Annotated in this window: 15 protein-coding genes and 1 riboswitch; of the genes, 8 read left to right on the forward strand and 7 right to left on the reverse strand. The window is 74.3% G+C overall.

The window, feature by feature from the left end; genetic code table 11:
• Window positions 1–45: 45 nt before the first annotated feature.
• The 4 genes from pknB to thiO form a co-directional block, all read right to left on the reverse strand.
• A complete protein-coding gene (gene pknB, locus ACFY4A_RS02525; protein ID WP_390827564.1) occupies window positions 46–1,992 on the reverse strand; it encodes a Stk1 family PASTA domain-containing Ser/Thr kinase in 1,947 nt (648 codons plus the stop codon).
• A gap of 330 nt (window positions 1,993–2,322) precedes the next feature.
• Window positions 2,323–3,117 carry a thiazole synthase gene (locus ACFY4A_RS02530; protein ID WP_390827565.1) on the reverse strand — a complete coding sequence of 265 codons (795 nt, stop codon included), beginning with the start codon at window positions 3,115–3,117 and terminating at the stop codon, window positions 2,323–2,325.
• Window positions 3,118–3,120: 3 nt separating this feature from the next.
• The gene (gene thiS / locus ACFY4A_RS02535; protein ID WP_390827566.1) at window positions 3,121–3,321 is read right to left on the reverse strand and encodes a sulfur carrier protein ThiS; all 201 of its coding nucleotides are present in this window, start codon (window positions 3,319–3,321) and stop codon (window positions 3,121–3,123) included.
• A complete protein-coding gene (gene thiO / locus ACFY4A_RS02540; protein WP_390827567.1) occupies window positions 3,318–4,484 on the reverse strand; it encodes a glycine oxidase ThiO in 1,167 nt (388 codons plus the stop codon). Before thiO ends, thiS begins: the two co-directional genes overlap by 4 nt.
• Window positions 4,482–4,593, reverse strand: a riboswitch (TPP riboswitch). It overlaps the preceding gene by 3 nt.
• Before the next feature lie 53 nt (window positions 4,594–4,646).
• On the opposite strand from thiO, the gene ACFY4A_RS02545 reads away from it, so the two are divergent.
• The 6 genes from ACFY4A_RS02545 to ACFY4A_RS02570 all read left to right on the forward strand — a co-directional run bounded on the left by ACFY4A_RS02545 (window position 4,647) and on the right by ACFY4A_RS02570 (window position 9,709).
• On the forward strand, window positions 4,647–5,063 hold the full coding sequence (locus tag ACFY4A_RS02545; RefSeq protein WP_390827568.1) for a hypothetical protein: 417 nt from the start codon (window positions 4,647–4,649) through the stop codon (window positions 5,061–5,063).
• Between the two features lie 33 nt (window positions 5,064–5,096).
• A complete protein-coding gene (locus ACFY4A_RS02550; protein ID WP_390827569.1) occupies window positions 5,097–6,326 on the forward strand; it encodes an NAD(P)/FAD-dependent oxidoreductase in 1,230 nt (409 codons plus the stop codon).
• A 66-nt stretch (window positions 6,327–6,392) separates the two neighbouring features.
• The gene (locus ACFY4A_RS02555) at window positions 6,393–6,758 is read left to right on the forward strand and encodes an Rv2175c family DNA-binding protein (RefSeq protein WP_390827570.1); all 366 of its coding nucleotides are present in this window, start codon (window positions 6,393–6,395) and stop codon (window positions 6,756–6,758) included.
• Window positions 6,759–6,897: 139 nt separating this feature from the next.
• Entirely contained in the window at window positions 6,898–7,563 is a 666-nt protein-coding gene (gene thiE / locus ACFY4A_RS02560) for a thiamine phosphate synthase (RefSeq protein WP_390827571.1), read from the forward strand.
• Between the two features lie 200 nt (window positions 7,564–7,763).
• Window positions 7,764–8,687, forward strand: a complete 924-nt coding sequence (gene metF, locus ACFY4A_RS02565) for a methylenetetrahydrofolate reductase [NAD(P)H] (RefSeq protein WP_390827572.1) — start codon at window positions 7,764–7,766, stop codon at window positions 8,685–8,687.
• 56 nt (window positions 8,688–8,743) lie between these two features.
• Entirely contained in the window at window positions 8,744–9,709 is a 966-nt protein-coding gene (locus tag ACFY4A_RS02570; protein WP_390827573.1) for a hypothetical protein, read from the forward strand.
• A 21-nt stretch (window positions 9,710–9,730) separates the two neighbouring features.
• Here the strand turns inward: ACFY4A_RS02570 and ACFY4A_RS02575 are convergent, their stop codons facing one another.
• The 3 genes from ACFY4A_RS02575 to ACFY4A_RS02585 form a co-directional block, all read right to left on the reverse strand.
• The gene (locus ACFY4A_RS02575; RefSeq protein WP_390827574.1) at window positions 9,731–11,227 is read right to left on the reverse strand and encodes a phytoene desaturase family protein; all 1,497 of its coding nucleotides are present in this window, start codon (window positions 11,225–11,227) and stop codon (window positions 9,731–9,733) included.
• A gap of 88 nt (window positions 11,228–11,315) precedes the next feature.
• The gene (locus ACFY4A_RS02580) at window positions 11,316–11,933 is read right to left on the reverse strand and encodes a DUF4126 domain-containing protein (protein ID WP_390827575.1); all 618 of its coding nucleotides are present in this window, start codon (window positions 11,931–11,933) and stop codon (window positions 11,316–11,318) included.
• A gap of 381 nt (window positions 11,934–12,314) precedes the next feature.
• Window positions 12,315–12,944 (reverse strand): TetR/AcrR family transcriptional regulator, encoded by a 630-nt coding sequence (locus ACFY4A_RS02585; protein WP_390827576.1) that lies wholly within the window; start codon window positions 12,942–12,944, stop codon window positions 12,315–12,317.
• A gap of 254 nt (window positions 12,945–13,198) precedes the next feature.
• Between ACFY4A_RS02585 and ACFY4A_RS02590 the strand changes: the two genes are divergently transcribed.
• A complete protein-coding gene (locus tag ACFY4A_RS02590; RefSeq protein WP_390827577.1) occupies window positions 13,199–13,798 on the forward strand; it encodes an SAV_6107 family HEPN domain-containing protein in 600 nt (199 codons plus the stop codon).
• A 619-nt stretch (window positions 13,799–14,417) separates the two neighbouring features.
• Window positions 14,418–15,245: a class I SAM-dependent methyltransferase gene (locus tag ACFY4A_RS02595; protein ID WP_390827578.1), complete on the forward strand. Its 828-nt coding sequence runs from the start codon at window positions 14,418–14,420 to the stop codon at window positions 15,243–15,245.
• Window positions 15,246–15,454 lie beyond the last annotated feature (209 nt).

Genomic DNA, 15,454 nt, shown 5'->3' on the forward strand with positions numbered 1-15,454 from the left:
CTCAGGGTGCCACGCGCCCGGCGGCCCCCGGCCGCCGGGCCGCCGTCACCGGATGGTGATCGTTATCGTCGAGCCCTTCGGCGCCCGGTCGCCGCCCTTCACCGACTGCTTCTTGACGGTGTCGCCGAACAGCCCGAGCAGCCCGCGGTCCTCCTGCACCTGGAAGCCGGCCTTCTGCAGCGTGTTCTTCGCGTCGCCGACACTGTTGCCGGTCACGTCCGGCACCTCGACCATCTCCGGGCCCTTGGACAGCGTCAGCGTGACCGTGTCGCCCTCGGCGGCCTCGCTGTCGCCCGCCGGACTCTGCCGGGCGACCTGGCCCTTGTCGAACTCGGAGTCGACCTGCTCGGAGGAGATCCGCACCTTCAGGCCGGCGTCCTGAAGGTCGGACCGCGCCGCGTCCAGGTCCTCGCCGGTGACGTCCGGCACGTCCACCGCGCGGCCCTTGCTGACGGTGAGCGCGATCGCCGAGCCGGAGCGCCGCTCGGTGCCCGTCTCGGGGTCCGTGCCGATCACGACGCCACGGGGGACGTCGTTGCTGAACTCCCGGCTCACCATGCCCGGCTCGAGGCCCTCCTTCTTCAGCAGGGTCCGCGCCTCGTCCAGCCGGTGGCCCTTCACGTCGGGCACCCGCACGGTCTCGGGGCCGTCGGAGACCGTGAGCGTCACGGAGCCGTGGCTGCGGATCCGGGCGCCCGCCTGCGGGTCGGTGCTGATGACCGTGCCGCGCCCGACCGTGTCGCTGTAGGCGTGCTCGACCCGGTCGACGCCGAGACCGGCCTCCTTGAGCCGCTCCCTGGCCTGCGCCTCGGTCTTCGCCAGCAGCGGCGGGACCTTCGTGAACTGGCCGGAGTTGATGTACCACACACCCCCGCCTACCCCGAGGACCAGCAGGACGGCGCCGACCACCGTGAGCAGTGTGCGCCGGGGCCGCCCGGGGCGCCGCGCAACGGTCGGCTGCGGTGGGGGCGGGGGCGCCTGGAGCCGGCTGGTGCGGTTGAGGGCGGCCTCGGCCGGCTCATCGCCCCCGCCGGCGGCCGGGCGGATCGGCGTCGTCAGTGCGCGCGGGATGACGCTCGTACGGTCCTCGGCGTTGTCGTGCTCCGCCGCGGTGAGGGCCTGCGGCGGCAGCGCGTCCAGCTGGTCCGGGCTGAGCGCGGACCGCGCCTCGCGGACCCGCGCGAGCAGCGCGACCGCGTCGTGCGGCCGGATGTCCGGGGTGCGCGCGGTGGCCTCCGCGACCAGTTCGTCCAGCTCGAAGGGCAGTCCCGGCACGGCGGCCGACGGGGCCGGGACGTCCTCGTGGAGGTGCTGGTACAGCACCTGGGCGGGGGACTCCCCCTGGTGCGGCTTGCCGCCGGTCAGCATCTCGTACAGCACGACCCCGCACGCGTACACGTCGACCCGGGGGTCGGCGGTGCCGCGCTCGATCTGCTCCGGCGCGAGGTAGGACACGGTGCCGAGGACGGCACCGGTGGTGTTCGTCACCGTGTCCACGGACCGCACCAGCCCGAAGTCGGCGACCTTGACCCGGCCGTCGTCCCCTATCAGGACGTTCTCCGGCTTCATGTCACGGTGCACGAACCCGGCCCGGTGCGCGGCCCCCAGCGCGGCGAGCACCGGCTCCAGGATGTCCAGCGCCGCGCGCGGCTGGAGCGCCCCGCGCTCGCGCAGCACGTCGCGCAGGGTGCAGCCGGCCACGTACTCCATGGCGAGGTACACGTACGACCCGTCCGTGCCCTGGTCGAAGACCTGCACGACGTTCGGGTGGGCCAGCCGCGCGACCGACTTGGCCTCCCGGATGAACCGCTCCACGAACGAGCCGTCGGCCGCGAGCGTGGGGTGCATCACCTTGAGCGCGAGGACCCGGTCCAGGCGGGTGTCCAGGGCCCGGTAGACCGTGGCCATCCCACCGACGGCGATCCGCGCGTCGACGCGATAACGGCCGTCGAGCACCTGCCCGACGAGGGGGTCCTGAAGGGTCGTATCCACGCAGGCGAGTCTACGAGCCGCCACGGACACGCACGGATCGCGGACGGTGTCGCGGCGGGACTGAAGCCGACCTGTGACGCGGCGCACGCACTCGTGAGAGCGGTGCCGGCCTGGCGCCTCGCGTTTTGATCAGGCCGGGCTCGCGGGGTCCGGCACGCTCCTCCAAGCTCTTCGAGCAGGGGACCCCCAGCCGCGTTGTCGTCGGTCGGTGGGGCTCCGCCCTGCCGACCTCCTCCGCCCTGCGATGCTCCCCCACTGCCCGAAGGGCGTGGGAGGTGCCCCCAGCACCGGACTTCGCTCCCTGATCCGGCCCGATCCGAACGAAAGACCCTAGAACGCGGGCCGCTCCGGGTCCAGCCTGGCCAGGCCCTCCGCCGGGGACGACGCCTCCGCGAAGTGCCGCTTGGGGATCCGCCCGGCCAGACGGGCCAGCCGCCCCGCCTCCACGGCGGACCGCATCGCCGTGGCCATCAGCACCGGCTCCTGCGCCCGCGTCACCGCGGAGGCCAGCATCACCCCGGCACACCCCAGCTCCATGGCCAGCGCCACGTCCGAGGCCGTACCGGCCCCGGCGTCCAGGATCACCGGCACGCGCGCGTGCTCCACGATCAGCTGGAAGTTGTGCGGGTTGCGGATGCCGAGTCCCGATCCGATGGGCGAGCCCAGGGGCATGATCGCGGCGCAGCCCACGTCCTCCAGCTTCCGTGCCAGCACCGGGTCGTCGTTCGTGTACGGCAGCACTGTGAACCCGTCGTCGACCAGCGTCTCCGCCGCGTCCAGCAGCTCGATCGGGTCCGGCAGCAGCGTGCGCTCGTCGGCGATGACCTCCAGCTTGACGAGGTCCGTGCCCAGCGCCTCCCGCGCCAGCCGGGCGGTGAGCACCGCCTCACCCGCGGTGAAGCAGCCCGCGGTGTTGGGCAGCACCCGGATCCCGAGCGACTCCAGCACCGACAGCACGGAGCCGTGCACGGAGGGGTCCACCCGCCGCATCGCGACCGTGGTCAGCTCCGTGCCGGAGGCCACCAGCGCTCGCTCCAGCACGTCCAGGCTGGGCGCGCCGCCGGTACCCATGATCAGCCGGGAGGTGAGGGACGCACCACCGAGGACGAAGGGATCGTCGGCCATGGCTCAGCCTCCCTGGACGGCGGTCAGCACTTCGACGCGGTCGCCCTCGGCCAGGGCCGTGGACGACCACCGCGCGCGCGGGACGACGGTCTCGTTGAGGGCGGCGGCCACCCCGGAGGGCGCCGCGGTCAGGGTCTGCACGACGGTGCCGAGGGACGTGCCGGGCGCGACCCGGCGGGGCTCACCGTTGACGGAGATGTTCATACGGGCCGCCCCGTGAGTGCGGCGGCGTGAAAACGCCTGGGGGAGAAGGGGCGGACCTCGTCCGGCAGCTCGCCGGTGGTCAGGACGTGCGCCATGGCGTCACCGGTGACCGGCGTGAGCAGCACGCCGTTGCGGTAGTGCCCGGTGGCCAGCAGCAGGCCGTCCAGCCCGGTCGGGCCGAGCAGCGGCGCGTTGTCGGGGGAGCCGGGCCGAAGTCCCGCCCGGGTCTCCGTGAGCGGCAGCTCGGTGATCCCGGGCACCAGTTCGTGCGCGTCGCGCAGCAGCTGGTACACGCCGCCCGCCGTCACCGTCGTGTCCCAGCCCAGCTCCTCGCTCGTCGCCCCGACGACCAGCTCGCCGCTGAGCCGCGGCACCAGGTAGACCTGGCCGCCGCGCACCACGGCCCGCACGGTACGACTCAGGAACGGCGCGTACCGCTTCGGCACCGTCAGCCGCAGCACCTGTCCCTTCACCGGCCGCACCGGCGGCAGCACGTCGTCCGGGACGCCCGCGAGCCGTCCGCTGTGGCTGCCCGCCGCGAGCACCACCCGGTCCGCGGCCGGCGCGGTGCCGTCGCGCAGCACACAGCCCGTGGCCCGGTCGCGGGCCAGGGTGAGCCGGCCGGCCCAGGTGCGGTGGAAGACCACGCCCGCCCGCTCGCAGGCCGTGACCAGGGCGCGGGCGAGCCGCCGCGGGTCGATCTGATGGTCGCCGTCCACCCGCAGTCCGCCGCGCACGCCCGGCGCGAGCATCGGCTCCAGGCGGCGGCAGTCCCGCCCGGACAGCCACTCGGAGTCCAGGCCCGACCGGCGCTGAAGATCGTGCAGTTCCCGCAGGTGGGCGCGGTCGTCGGCGTCCAGTGCGACGGCGAGGGTGCCGCAGCGGCGGTAGCCGAGGTCCTGGCCGGTCAGCTCGGTCAACTCGGCCGCGAAGTCCGGGTAGCGGCGGGCGGAGGCCAGGTTGAGCCCGAGCAGGGTCTGCTCGCCGTAGTGCAGTTCGGTGACGGCGGCCAGCATCCCGGCGGCCACCTGTGCGGCCCCGCCGCCCGGCTCGGGGTCCACCACGGCCGTGGCGAACCCGCGCTGCGCCGAGCGCCAGGCCGTCACCAGCCCGATGATCCCGCCCCCCACGACGAGGACGTCTGACGTACGTGGCAACGACATGGGCGTCCAGCCCCTCCCTTCGCCGGCATGACCCGGATCAGGTTCGTACGGTCGGAGGCCGCCAGCCTCCCTCTCAGCCCGGTGCGTCCGGGCTCCCGCGAGTGCTTGTACGGTGGCCACCCTAGCCCGCAGAGCATCGCCCCGGTAAGGGAGCCTCCCGTCATGACCCGCCCGCCCGTCTCCAGCCACGACCCTCGGGCGGGTGGCCCCGCCCGGCCCCTTCCCTCGCTCGACGGGCGCGTACTCGCCCCGGTCGCCGACCAGGCCCCGGGCCAGGTGGGCACGCGCACCCGGTTCGCGTATCACGAGCGGAACGGGGAGATCTGGGCCGAGTACGCGGGCGGGGACGTCGTACGCGGCCATCTGGTGGGTACCAGGGAAGGTGACCGGCTCGACTTCCGGTACGTCCAGCTCAAGCGGGACGGGACCACCTCTTCGGGTCACTGCGCCTCGACGGTGGTCGAACTGCCCGACGGGCGGGTGCGGTTGGAGGAGACCTGGGAGTGGGAGTCGCAGCCGGGCAGCGGGACGAGCGCGGTGGAAGAGGTTGTGGAGCAGGTCACCCCCGCACGCTCCTGACTGACGGTCTGCCAGCCGGTTTATGGTGATCAGGTGAGCGACCAGACGCAGGAACAGGGCACGTCAGGGCCGCGGCGCGTGGTCGTCGCGGGCGCGGGCATGGCCGGCGTGCAGACCGCGGTCGCCCTGCGCGAGCAGGGCTTCACCGGCACCGTGACACTGATCGGCGCCGAACCCCACCAGCCCTACGACCGGCCGCCGCTGTCGAAGGCCGTCCTGCTCGGCAAGGCCGAGGGCTCCGCCTTCGACATCGACTTCGAGGCGCTCGGCCTCGAACTGCGGCTCGGCTGCGAGGCGCTGGCCGTGCGGCCCGACGCGCATGTGCTGGAGACCTCGGCCGGACCGGTGCCCTACGACGTCCTCGTCCTGGCCACCGGCGCCGAACCGATCCGGCTGCCCGGCGCGGAGGGCGTTCCCGGGGTCCACCTGCTGCGCACCCTGGACGACGCCGAACGGCTGCGGCCGGTGCTCACCGAGCAGCACGACATCGTGGTCGTCGGCGCGGGCTGGATCGGCGCCGAGTTCGCCACCGCCGCGCGCGAGGCCGGCTGCGCCGTGACCGTCGTGGAGGCCGCGGACCGGCCGCTCGCGGGGGCGCTGCCCGCGGAGGTGGCCGAGCCGATGACCGCCTGGTACGCCGACAGCGGCACCGAACTGCGCACCCACGCGCGCGTGGAGCGCGTCGAACCCGGCGCGGTGGTGCTCGACGACGGCTCGCGGCTGCCCGCGGGCGCCGTCGTGGTCGGCATCGGGGCGCGCCCCGCCACCGGTTGGCTGGCCGGCTCCGGCATCGAGCTGGGCCGGCACGGGGAAGTCCTGGCCGACGACCACCTGCGCACGTCCGTGCCGGACGTGTACGCGGTCGGCGACTGCGCCTCCTTCCCCTCGGGACGGTACGGCGAGCGCCTGCTGATCCACCACTGGGACAACGCGCTCCAGGGCCCGCGCACGGTCGCGGCCGACATCATCGGCCTCACCCCCGTGGTCTACGACCCGGTGCCGTATTTCTGGTCCGAGCAGTTCGGGCGCTTCGTGCAGTACGCCGGCCACCACACGTCGGCCGACACCGTGGTCTGGCGCGGTGAGCGCACCGGACCGGCGTGGACGGTCTGCTGGCTCCGCGAGGGCCGGCTCGTCGCCCTGCTGGCCGTCGGCCGGCCGCGGGATCTGGCGCAGGGGCGGCGGCTGATCGAGTCCGGCACGCCCATGGATCCGCGGCTGCTGGCGGACCCGGCGAAGCCCCTGAAGGCGGCGACTGCGTGAGGCACGCGGCCACGGGTGGACGGGCCTGGCTTCCGAGTGTCAGTGGCAGATGGCACGCTTGTTTCCGTGACCGAGATTGACGCAAAGATCGATGCTCTCGTCCCTGCCTGGCTCACCCTTCCCGACATCGCCGAACGGCTCGGCGTCGAGGTGACGCGCGTACGGCAGCTGGTCAAGGAGGGCCAGCTCATCGCCGTACGCCGGGGTGGGAACCGCGCGCTGCACGTCCCCGCCGCCTTCATCGACGGCGACAAGGTCGTCAAGGGCCTGTCCGGCACCTTGACGCTCCTGAGGGACGACGGCTTCACGGTCGAAGAGATGATCGAATGGCTGTTCACCCCCGACCCGACCCTGCCGGGCACCCCCGCCCAGGCCCTGAGTGAGAACCGCGGCACAGAGGTGAAGCGCCGCGCCCAGGCCCTCGCCGTCTGACCCGGCCACCCGCCTGGGCACCCGGCCCCGGCCCCCGGCCGGGGCCTCGGTGTCCACGTCGGCCGGGCGGGCGGGGCGGGTAGGGTCCGTTCGAGTGGCCGGACGAGCCACCGAACCGACGAGCCGGGGGGACCCGCGTATGCCTGAGACCGCTGCCGTAGCCGCTGCCCGCGACGGGCTCGGTGACGCGCGCCTTTATCTGTGCACGGACGCCCGGAGACGGCAGGGTGACCTGGCAGGGTTCCTGGACGCGGTGCTGGCGTCGGGCGTCGATGTCGTGCAGTTGCGGGACAAGGGCTTGGAGGCCGGGGAGGAGCTGGACCTGCTGGAGGTGTTCGCCGACGCGTGCGCCCGGCACGGGAAGCTGCTCGCGGTCAACGACCGGGCGGACGTCGCCCACGCGGCCGGTGCCGATGTGCTGCACCTGGGGCAGGGGGACCTCCCGGTGCCCGCCGCCCGGGCGATCCTCGGCGACGGCACCCTCATCGGCCGGTCCACGCACGCCGAGGACGAGGCCGCCGCCGCGGCCGTGCAGGAGGGCGTGGACTACTTCTGCACCGGACCCTGCTGGCCCACGCCCACCAAGCCCGGCCGCCCCGCCCCCGGCCTCGACCTGGTCCGCTACACCGCCTCGCTCGGCACCGACCGGCCCTGGTTCGCCATCGGCGGCATCGACCTCGGCAACCTGGACCAGGTCCTGGAGGCCGGCGCCCGCCGTGTCGTCGTGGTCCGGGCGATCACCGAGGCCGACGACCCCGGAGCGGCGGCGGCCGAGTTCGCCGCGCGGCTGCGGCAGGCGGGGTAGGGCAGGCACGGGAGGCGGGGCGGGACGCGGCGCGACACGGTCGGGCGCGGCAGCCAGGCGTCTCACTTTTCGGACAGTCTGTCCGGCCCGACCCGCTCATTTCCGGCTCCGCTGTCCGAGGGGTGGACAAGAAGCCGACAATTCCGGCAAATTTCCGGTGGCCGGTTGGGAGACCGCGGTGCCCTGGATAGCCTGCCGGTATGGCCCTCGGAACCGCATCCACCAGGACTGATCGCGCACGCACCGTGCGTGACATGCTCGCCACCGGCAGGAGCACGTACTCCTTCGAGTTCTGGGCGCCGAAGACGGCGAAGGGCGAGCGCAACCTGTGGAACGCGCTGCGCAGGGTCGAGGCCGTCGCCCCCGACTTCGTCTCGGTGACGTACGGTGCCGGCGGCTCCACCCGCGCGGGCACGGTCAAGGCGACCGAGCAGATCGTGTCCGACACCACGCTCACCCCGGTGGCGCACCTCACCGCCGTCAACCACTCCGTCGCCGAACTGCGCAACATCATCGGCCAGTACGCCGACGCGGGGATCCGCAACATGCTCGCCGTGCGCGGCGACCCGCCCGGCGATCCGATGGGCGAGTGGGTCCCGCACCCCAGAGGGCTGACGTACGCCGCCGAACTCGTCCGGCTCATCAAGGAGGCGGGCGACTTCTGCGTCGGCGTGGCGGCCTTCCCCGAGATGCACCCCCGCTCCGCCGACTGGGACACCGACGTCGCGCACTTCGTCGACAAGTGCCGCGCGGGCGCCGACTACGCCATCACGCAGATGTTCTTCGATCCGGAGTCGTACCTTCGCCTGCGCGACCGCGTCGCCGCGGCCGGTTGCGCGACACCCGTCATTCCCGAGATCATGCCGGTCACCAGCGTGAAGATGCTCGAGCGACTGCCCCAACTCAGCAACGCCGCCATCCCGGACGACCTCAAAGACCGGATCCGCGCGGCGGAGGACGATCCGGCGGCGGTACGCTCCCTAGGGATCGAGTTCGCCACCGAGTTCTGCGCGCGGCTGCAGGCCGAGGGAGTGCCCGGGCTGCACTTCATCACGCTCAACAATTCCACGGCGACGCTGGAAATCTACGAGAACCTGGGTCTGCACCACCGGCCGCGGACCTAGACCGGCCGCACCCGCGTACGACACACTGCGTAGCGGCCACTGGGAGAGGGGCGTACATGGGCTGGACGGTCCTCTACATCGCGTTCGGCATCGTCGCGCTGTGGCTGCTGGGCGAGGTGCTGCTGCAGTACAAGGCACGGTTGCGCTGGCGGCTGCTGGCCTTCGCCGGCTTCCTCGGTGTCGTCCTCGGGGTCCTGATCCCGTCCGTCGTGGTGATCGGTCTGGGCGCGGCCGCGTTCGCGGTCGGCCAGACCTACGTCACGCTGTCCTTCCGGCGCGGCTTCGCGGCGGGCTGGGCGGTCAACCGTCCCGGCGCCGAAGGCGGCAAGCCGCGCCGCCGGGGCAAGGCCGAGTACCAGGACCCGACCCTGGAGGTCTCCGACCTCGAGGTGTCCGGCGGCGACACCGGCGCCAGGGAGGCCCTGCACAGCCACGACGGCCTGTCCTACGGCCACGGCGACGACGACCGCGACGACGTCTTCACCCCCGCTCGGCCCGCCGAGCCCACCGCCGTGTACGAGCCGCAGCCCCTGCCCGACGACACCGGTTCCTACGGCGTCTACGGCGACTCGGCCCATCGGAGCGGCACGCACTCGCCCTACCCGGGGGCCGGCAAGACCCAGGACCAGTACACCGCGGCCCAGGGCACCGACCAGAGCCACGCGTACGACTACTCCGGCTACGGGCAGCAGGGTTACGGCTACGACGCCTCCGGGCAGCAGCAGTACGCCGCCTACTCCGACCCGTACGCCGGCACCCAGACCTACGGCGGCGGCTCCTACGACACCGGCTACGGCGGCCAGCAGGGGTACGGCCAGCAGGGCTACAGCACCCAGGACGCCTACGCGGGCGGCTACGGCGGTGACACCCCGGCCGGCGGGGTGTGGGTCCCGCAGCAGCGCACCGACGACTCCTACGGCGGCGAACAACTCCCGCAGGAGCAGCAGTCCTACCCGTACCAGGACAACAACCACGGTCAGCCGCAGCACGGCACGGGCTTCGACGAGCAGTACCGTTTCTGAACGTTCCGAACGCTCCCCGGCTCACTGGGAGCCGCGGAACTCCGGTCCCTCCACGATCAGCCCGGCCACCAGCGCCCCCGACATCCCGGCGTGCGGCAGCCCGCCCCCGGGGTGAGACCAGCCGCCCACGGTGAACAGGCCGGCGAGTCCCGTGGTGTTCGCCGGGTGCAGCAGGCGCCCCTGAGCGGCCGCGAGCGCCGGCGCGGGGACGGCCCCGCCCTCCGCGCCCGTCACCCTGGCGATGTCGGCCGGGGTGCGCACCTCGTGCCAGAGCAGGCGGTCGCGGAGCCCGGGTATCGCCCGCGAGGCGACGGCGATCATGCGGTCGGCCTGCGCCCGCGGATCCGCCGAGGCGGACGCCGGGACCGTCGCCGTGAGCGTGACCGCCTCGTGCTCCGGGTCCGGGACCAGCGCCGGATCGCCGGGGCGCGACACCGCGACCGTGGGCCGCTCGGGCAGCCCGGGGGCCGCGCCGAACAGCGCGTCGAGTTCGGCCGCGCGGTCCTCGGTGTGCACCACGGTCCGGTGGGCCGTCCCTTCGGGACGGCCACCGCGCAGCGCCAGCAGCACGGTCAGGCGGCTGGGCGCCCCCGGCCGCGGCGGTACCTCGGCTTCACCCCGCAGGGCCGTACCCCTGACCATGCCGTCCAGCGTCCGGGGAGGCACACCGGCGACCACGAACTCCGCCTCGGCCACCGTCCCGTCGGCGAGCTCCACGCCCGCCGCCCGGCCGTCCTTGTCGACGATTCCCGTGACCTCGGCGCCGAAGGTGAACTCGACCCGGCGGGCCAGACACCGCTCGTACACCGCGCGCGCCAGCTCGCGCAGGCCGCCGCGCACGTACCAGGTGCCGAAGGCGTGGTCCAGGTACGGCAGTACGGCCGCGCTCGCCGGAGCGGTCCGCGGATCGAGGCCGTGAGCGAGCGCGTGGCTCTCCAGGAGGGCGGCGAGGCGCGTGTCGCGCAGCTCCCAGGCACCGATCTCGGCGAGCGTGCCGGCCCGCCGGGCGCGCAGCAGGCGCTTGTGCGGCACCGCCGGGTAGGGCTCGCGCTCCGCCAGCACCTGCCAGTTGGGCCACAGCGGCTCCTCCAGGAGCGGGCGGCGGGCGCGGTCCCAGGCCTCGCGGGCCCGCACCAGGAAGTCGCCCCAGCGCTGTCCGGCGCCCGCGCCCAGGGCTTCGTCCAGCGCGGCGACCACACCCGCGCGCGAGACGTTCGGCAGGGACACCTCGGTGCCGTCCGCGAAGACGTGCCGCGCGGACGGGTCCACCTGGACCAGCTCGACGCGGTCCTCCAGCGGCTCCTTGCCGGTCTTGACGAACAGGTCGCGGTAGACCGCGGGCAGCGGGAGCAGCCCGGGGCCGGTGTCGAAGGCGAAACCGTCCCGCTCGAAACGGCGCAGTGCGCCGCCGTACGTCTCCGTACGCTCGTACACCGTCACCCGGTGGCCCGCGACGGCCAGCCGGGCGGCGGCCGCCATCGCGCCCATCCCGGCGCCGATCACCGCAATCCGTGCCATGTGCGCGACTTTATCGACCGCCACTGACAATCCCGGCCACGGGGGCGTTGACCAGCGGTTTCCCGGACGTGCGGGGCTGCGGGCACGCTCAGCCCGGCGGAGACCCCGCCTCGGCCGCGAGCCGGCGTTTCCTCTCCCGGCGCTGGGCCCGGCGGCGCAGGAAGCGGCGGATCCGGGAGACCAGGAAGGCGACGATCACGGCCCCGGCGAGCAGCAGGACGCCGGCGATGACCGCCGCCGCCACCGGGTGGAAGATCGCGAAGGTGACGAGTCCGGCCACTCCGAGGTCCTCGGCCAGGCTCACGACCATGTTGCTCACGGGCTCGGGGGAGGTGTTGACCGCCATCCGCGCCCCGGCCTTCACCAAGTGGCTGGCCAACGCCGTACCACCGCCGACCAGGCCCGCCGTGACGTCCGACAGCGAGCCGCTCTGCCCCGCGAGCAGCGCGCCGACCCAGGCCCCGGCGACCGGGCGGATCACGGTGTGCGCCGTGTCCCACACCGAGTCCACGTAGGGGATCTTGTCGGCGACCGCCTCCAGCACGAACAGCACGCCCGCCGCGATCAGCACCTCCGGCCGCTGCAGGGTGCCGGGGACGTCGTCGCTCAGTCCCGTCGCACCGAACACCCCGAGCAGCAGCACCACCGCGTACGCGTTGATGCCGCTGGCCCAGCCGCTTGTGAACACCATGGGGAGTACGGACACGGAGGCGATCGTAGCCAGCGGGCCGCCCGGAGTCCTGGGGGCGGGCACACAGGACTGAGTATCCGTACCTAGCAAGCGAGATGAGTACGCGCGCGGATGGGCCGCGAAGTGCGCGAACGAGAGAGTTGGGGGCACGGAAGGGGGCACGGCGCCGGCACCGCCGACACGGGGCGGCGGAACGGCGCGGCCCTCGACCGCTCCTTCCGCCGGCCCAGGCCGCCGGGAGCGAGGCACGGGGGGAGCCCGGGGGAACGACCGGACGGGGCTCGACGGGGGTACGGGAGACGCCGGCGCGCGGTGGCCCGCGGGGGACGCGGCCACGGCGCGCCGGCGTTTTCGTGTGCGGCCCGTGCGGGGCCGCCGCATCCGGCGGGACCGGCCTCAGAGGCGCCCGCTGACCCGTCCCTGAAGGAGCCGGGACAGCGCCGCGTGCACGTCGTCCAGGGAGCGCTGGGGCTGGAAGGACTTCCAGTCCAGCGCGGCCACCAGCACCATGCCGACCAGCGCGGCCGCGGTGAGCGGTACGTCGACGTCCTCGCTGAACTCCCCGTTCGCCACGCCGTCGCGCAGTACGCCCTCGACGACCGCGACCGCCTCCTGCCGCACCACCATGAGCGTGGACTGCCAGGCCCGGTTGGTGCGCCACAACTCGGCCACGTAGAGCTGGGTGAAGGCCGGGTAGCGGTCGATGAAGACGAGCCCGGCGCGGACCATGGCGTCCAGGGCGTCGACCCGGCTGCCGCCCTCCCGTGCCGTCCGTTCGACCGCCTCCCGCAGGGAGGCGGTGAGCAGCCCCACGCCGTGCCGCAGCAGCTCCTCGAAGAGGTCGGACTTGCTGGCGAAGTTGTAGTAGACCGTGCCCTTGGCGACCCCCGCCCGCTCGGCGATCTCGTCCACCGTGGTGGCGGAGAACCCCTGCTCGGCGATGAGGGTGACGGCCGCCTCGTAGAGCTTCTGCCGGGTGGCCTCCCGGCGGGTACGGCCGCCCGGCGTGGCGCTGCTGCGTTCCATGGCGCTGATTGTCACAGGTGCGCACCTCCCGGAGGGCGCGGAAGGGGAGGTCAGCGGCGCGTTCGCGGGCTCGGCGGCGGGTGCGCGCCGGGTACGGCGGTGCGGGCGCGGGGCCGGTTCCGGGAGCCGCGGGACCCGCGCCCCCGAACGTACGGTCGAAGCAAAATCCCAGGTCAGAACGGATTGTCAGTGCCATACCTCACGATGGGTACATACGGCACCCGTGCCGTCACCCAGACGACAGGAGGTTCGTCATGGCCAACTCGTCCGTAGCCGCCCGTCGGCACCGCGCCGCCGGCCCTGCCCCCTCACTGACCGGTCCGGCGAGCGACGTGCACCCCGTCCTGCGCCGCGCCTCGGCCCCGCCCGCCGCCCTCGGCCTGCTCGCCCAGGCCCGTGCGGGCCTGGAGGAGGCCACCACCCTCCGCACCCCGAACGAGCGGTACGCGACGGCCCACCTCGCCGCGCTGCGCACCGCCGCAGCCGTGCTCGCCGCGCGGGGACGCCCGGATCCCACCCCGCGCCGCCGGGCCCGCATCAGGAGCGCCTGGGAAGTGCTCCCCGAAATCGCGCCCGAACTCGCCGAGTGGAGCGCGCTGTTCGCCGCTGGCGCCGCGCGCCGCGCCCGCGCCGAGGCCGGGATCCGGGGCGCGGCCGGCCAGCGGGACGCCGACGACCTGATACGGGACGTGGCGATGTTCATCCGCCTGGTCGAACGCATGCTCCTCCTCCAGCCGATCCTGCCCCACCCCCGCCCCGACACCGACCCCCCGACCGGGCCAAGCGAAACGACCGGGCCGAACCCGTCCCACCCCGAACACACCCCACACCACAACCTCCCGGACGCGGGCTGACACGCACGGTCGGCGCCCGTACGGCCATTGCCCCCACGGCGGCGGCCGTCCGGCCGGGCGGTGCCGGTCCGCGGGGCTGTGCCGCCCCGGTCCCGGTCCGCGGGGCTGTGCTGCGCCGGGCCCGGTCCGCGGGGCTGTGCTGCGCCGGGCCTGTCCCGGTGCCGACGTCCGGGTCGGCATGGCTGGGATGTCCTCCCGGCCCGAGTCGCCCGCGGGCCGCGGTCTTCGTGGCCCGGGCCTGCGAGGACGGGCCGGCGTTGTGGGCGGGCGTACGGCTGCCGTGCCGCGGTCCGCCCGGCGGGACGGCCGCCCGCCGGGCCGGTCCGCGGGGCTGTGCTGCGCCGGGCCTGTCCCGGTACCGACGCCCGCGCCAGGCACGTTCGGGTCGGCCGGGAGGAACACCTCCCGGCTCGGACTCACGCCGCGCCGCGGCCGTCGTGGCTCGGCTCCGCCGGGCACGTGGGCGCGTGGGGCGGAGGAGCCGAGCGGCAGGTCGGGGGGTGGAGGCAATAGGGTGGAAGGCGCCTGAAGCCCTTCCAGTTCCCGTGTGCCGGGCGGGAGGGGCCGTCCGATCGCTCCGCCGTGCAAGAGGCGGTGCCGCGCCGAGGAGTCAACTGCCGTGTCGGACCCGATGCGCCCGCCCGTCTCCCACCACCACCCTCAATCGACGTCGCTGCGCTCCGACCCCTCTCGTCCCCGCGCTTCTCTCCGTACCGCCGTGGTCTGGGAGGTCCTGCAGGATGCCCTCGACCGCCGGGTCAAGGCCACGGGCCGGGAGTCCCTGGACGTCCTCGACACCGGCGGCGGCAGCGGCAACTTCGCCGTGCCCGCCGCCCGGCTCGGCCACCGGGTCACCGTCGTCGACCCCAGCCCCAACGCGCTGTTCGCGCTGGAGCGCCGTGCCGCCGAGGCCGGCGTGGCCGACCGGGTGCGGGGCGTCCAGGGCGACGTCCACGGCCTCTTCGACGTGGTCGAGCGCGGCGGCTACGACGCCGTGCTGTGCCACGGCGTCCTGGAGTACGTCGACGACCCCGCCGAGGGCGTGCGCAACGCGGTGGCCGCCCTGCGCGCCGAGGGCGTCCTGAGCGTGCTCGCCGCCGGTCTCGGCGGCGCCGTGCTCGCGCGCGCCCTGGCCGGGCACTTCAAGGAGGCCCGGCAGGCGCTCGACGACCCCGAGGGACGCTGGGGCGAGGGCGACCCGGTGCCGCGCCGCTTCACCGCCGAACAGCTCACCGCGCTCGTCGAGGGCGCGGGGCTGCGGGTCGGCGCCGTGCACGGGGTGCGGGTCTTCGCCGACCTGGTGCCCGGCGTGCTCGTGGACACCGAGCCCGGAGCGCTGGACGCCCTGCTGAAGCTGGAGGCGGCGGCGGCCGAGCGGCCCGCGTTCCACTCCGTGGCCACGCAGCTCCACGTACTCGGTGAGACCCGGGGCACGGCAGAGACCTGAGCCGTCCCGCGGGGCGGGCCGCCGACCGGCCCTTCGGCCGGGCACGCAGTCCGCCACAGGCCGCCCGGACACCGGCTTCGCGCCGTATGATCGAGGGAGACCGTCCGGCATGACGGCCCGCCCGCCGGGGAATGGAAGCCTCAGCGGACCGGGACCGACATGGCGGATTCCGGTTGGCCAATTGGCGCAGAGGGGCGGGTTTCACGGGG

It is taken from the genome of Streptomyces sp. NPDC001292 (genome assembly GCF_042896465.1).
GTDB lineage: Bacteria > Actinomycetota > Actinomycetes > Streptomycetales > Streptomycetaceae > Streptomyces.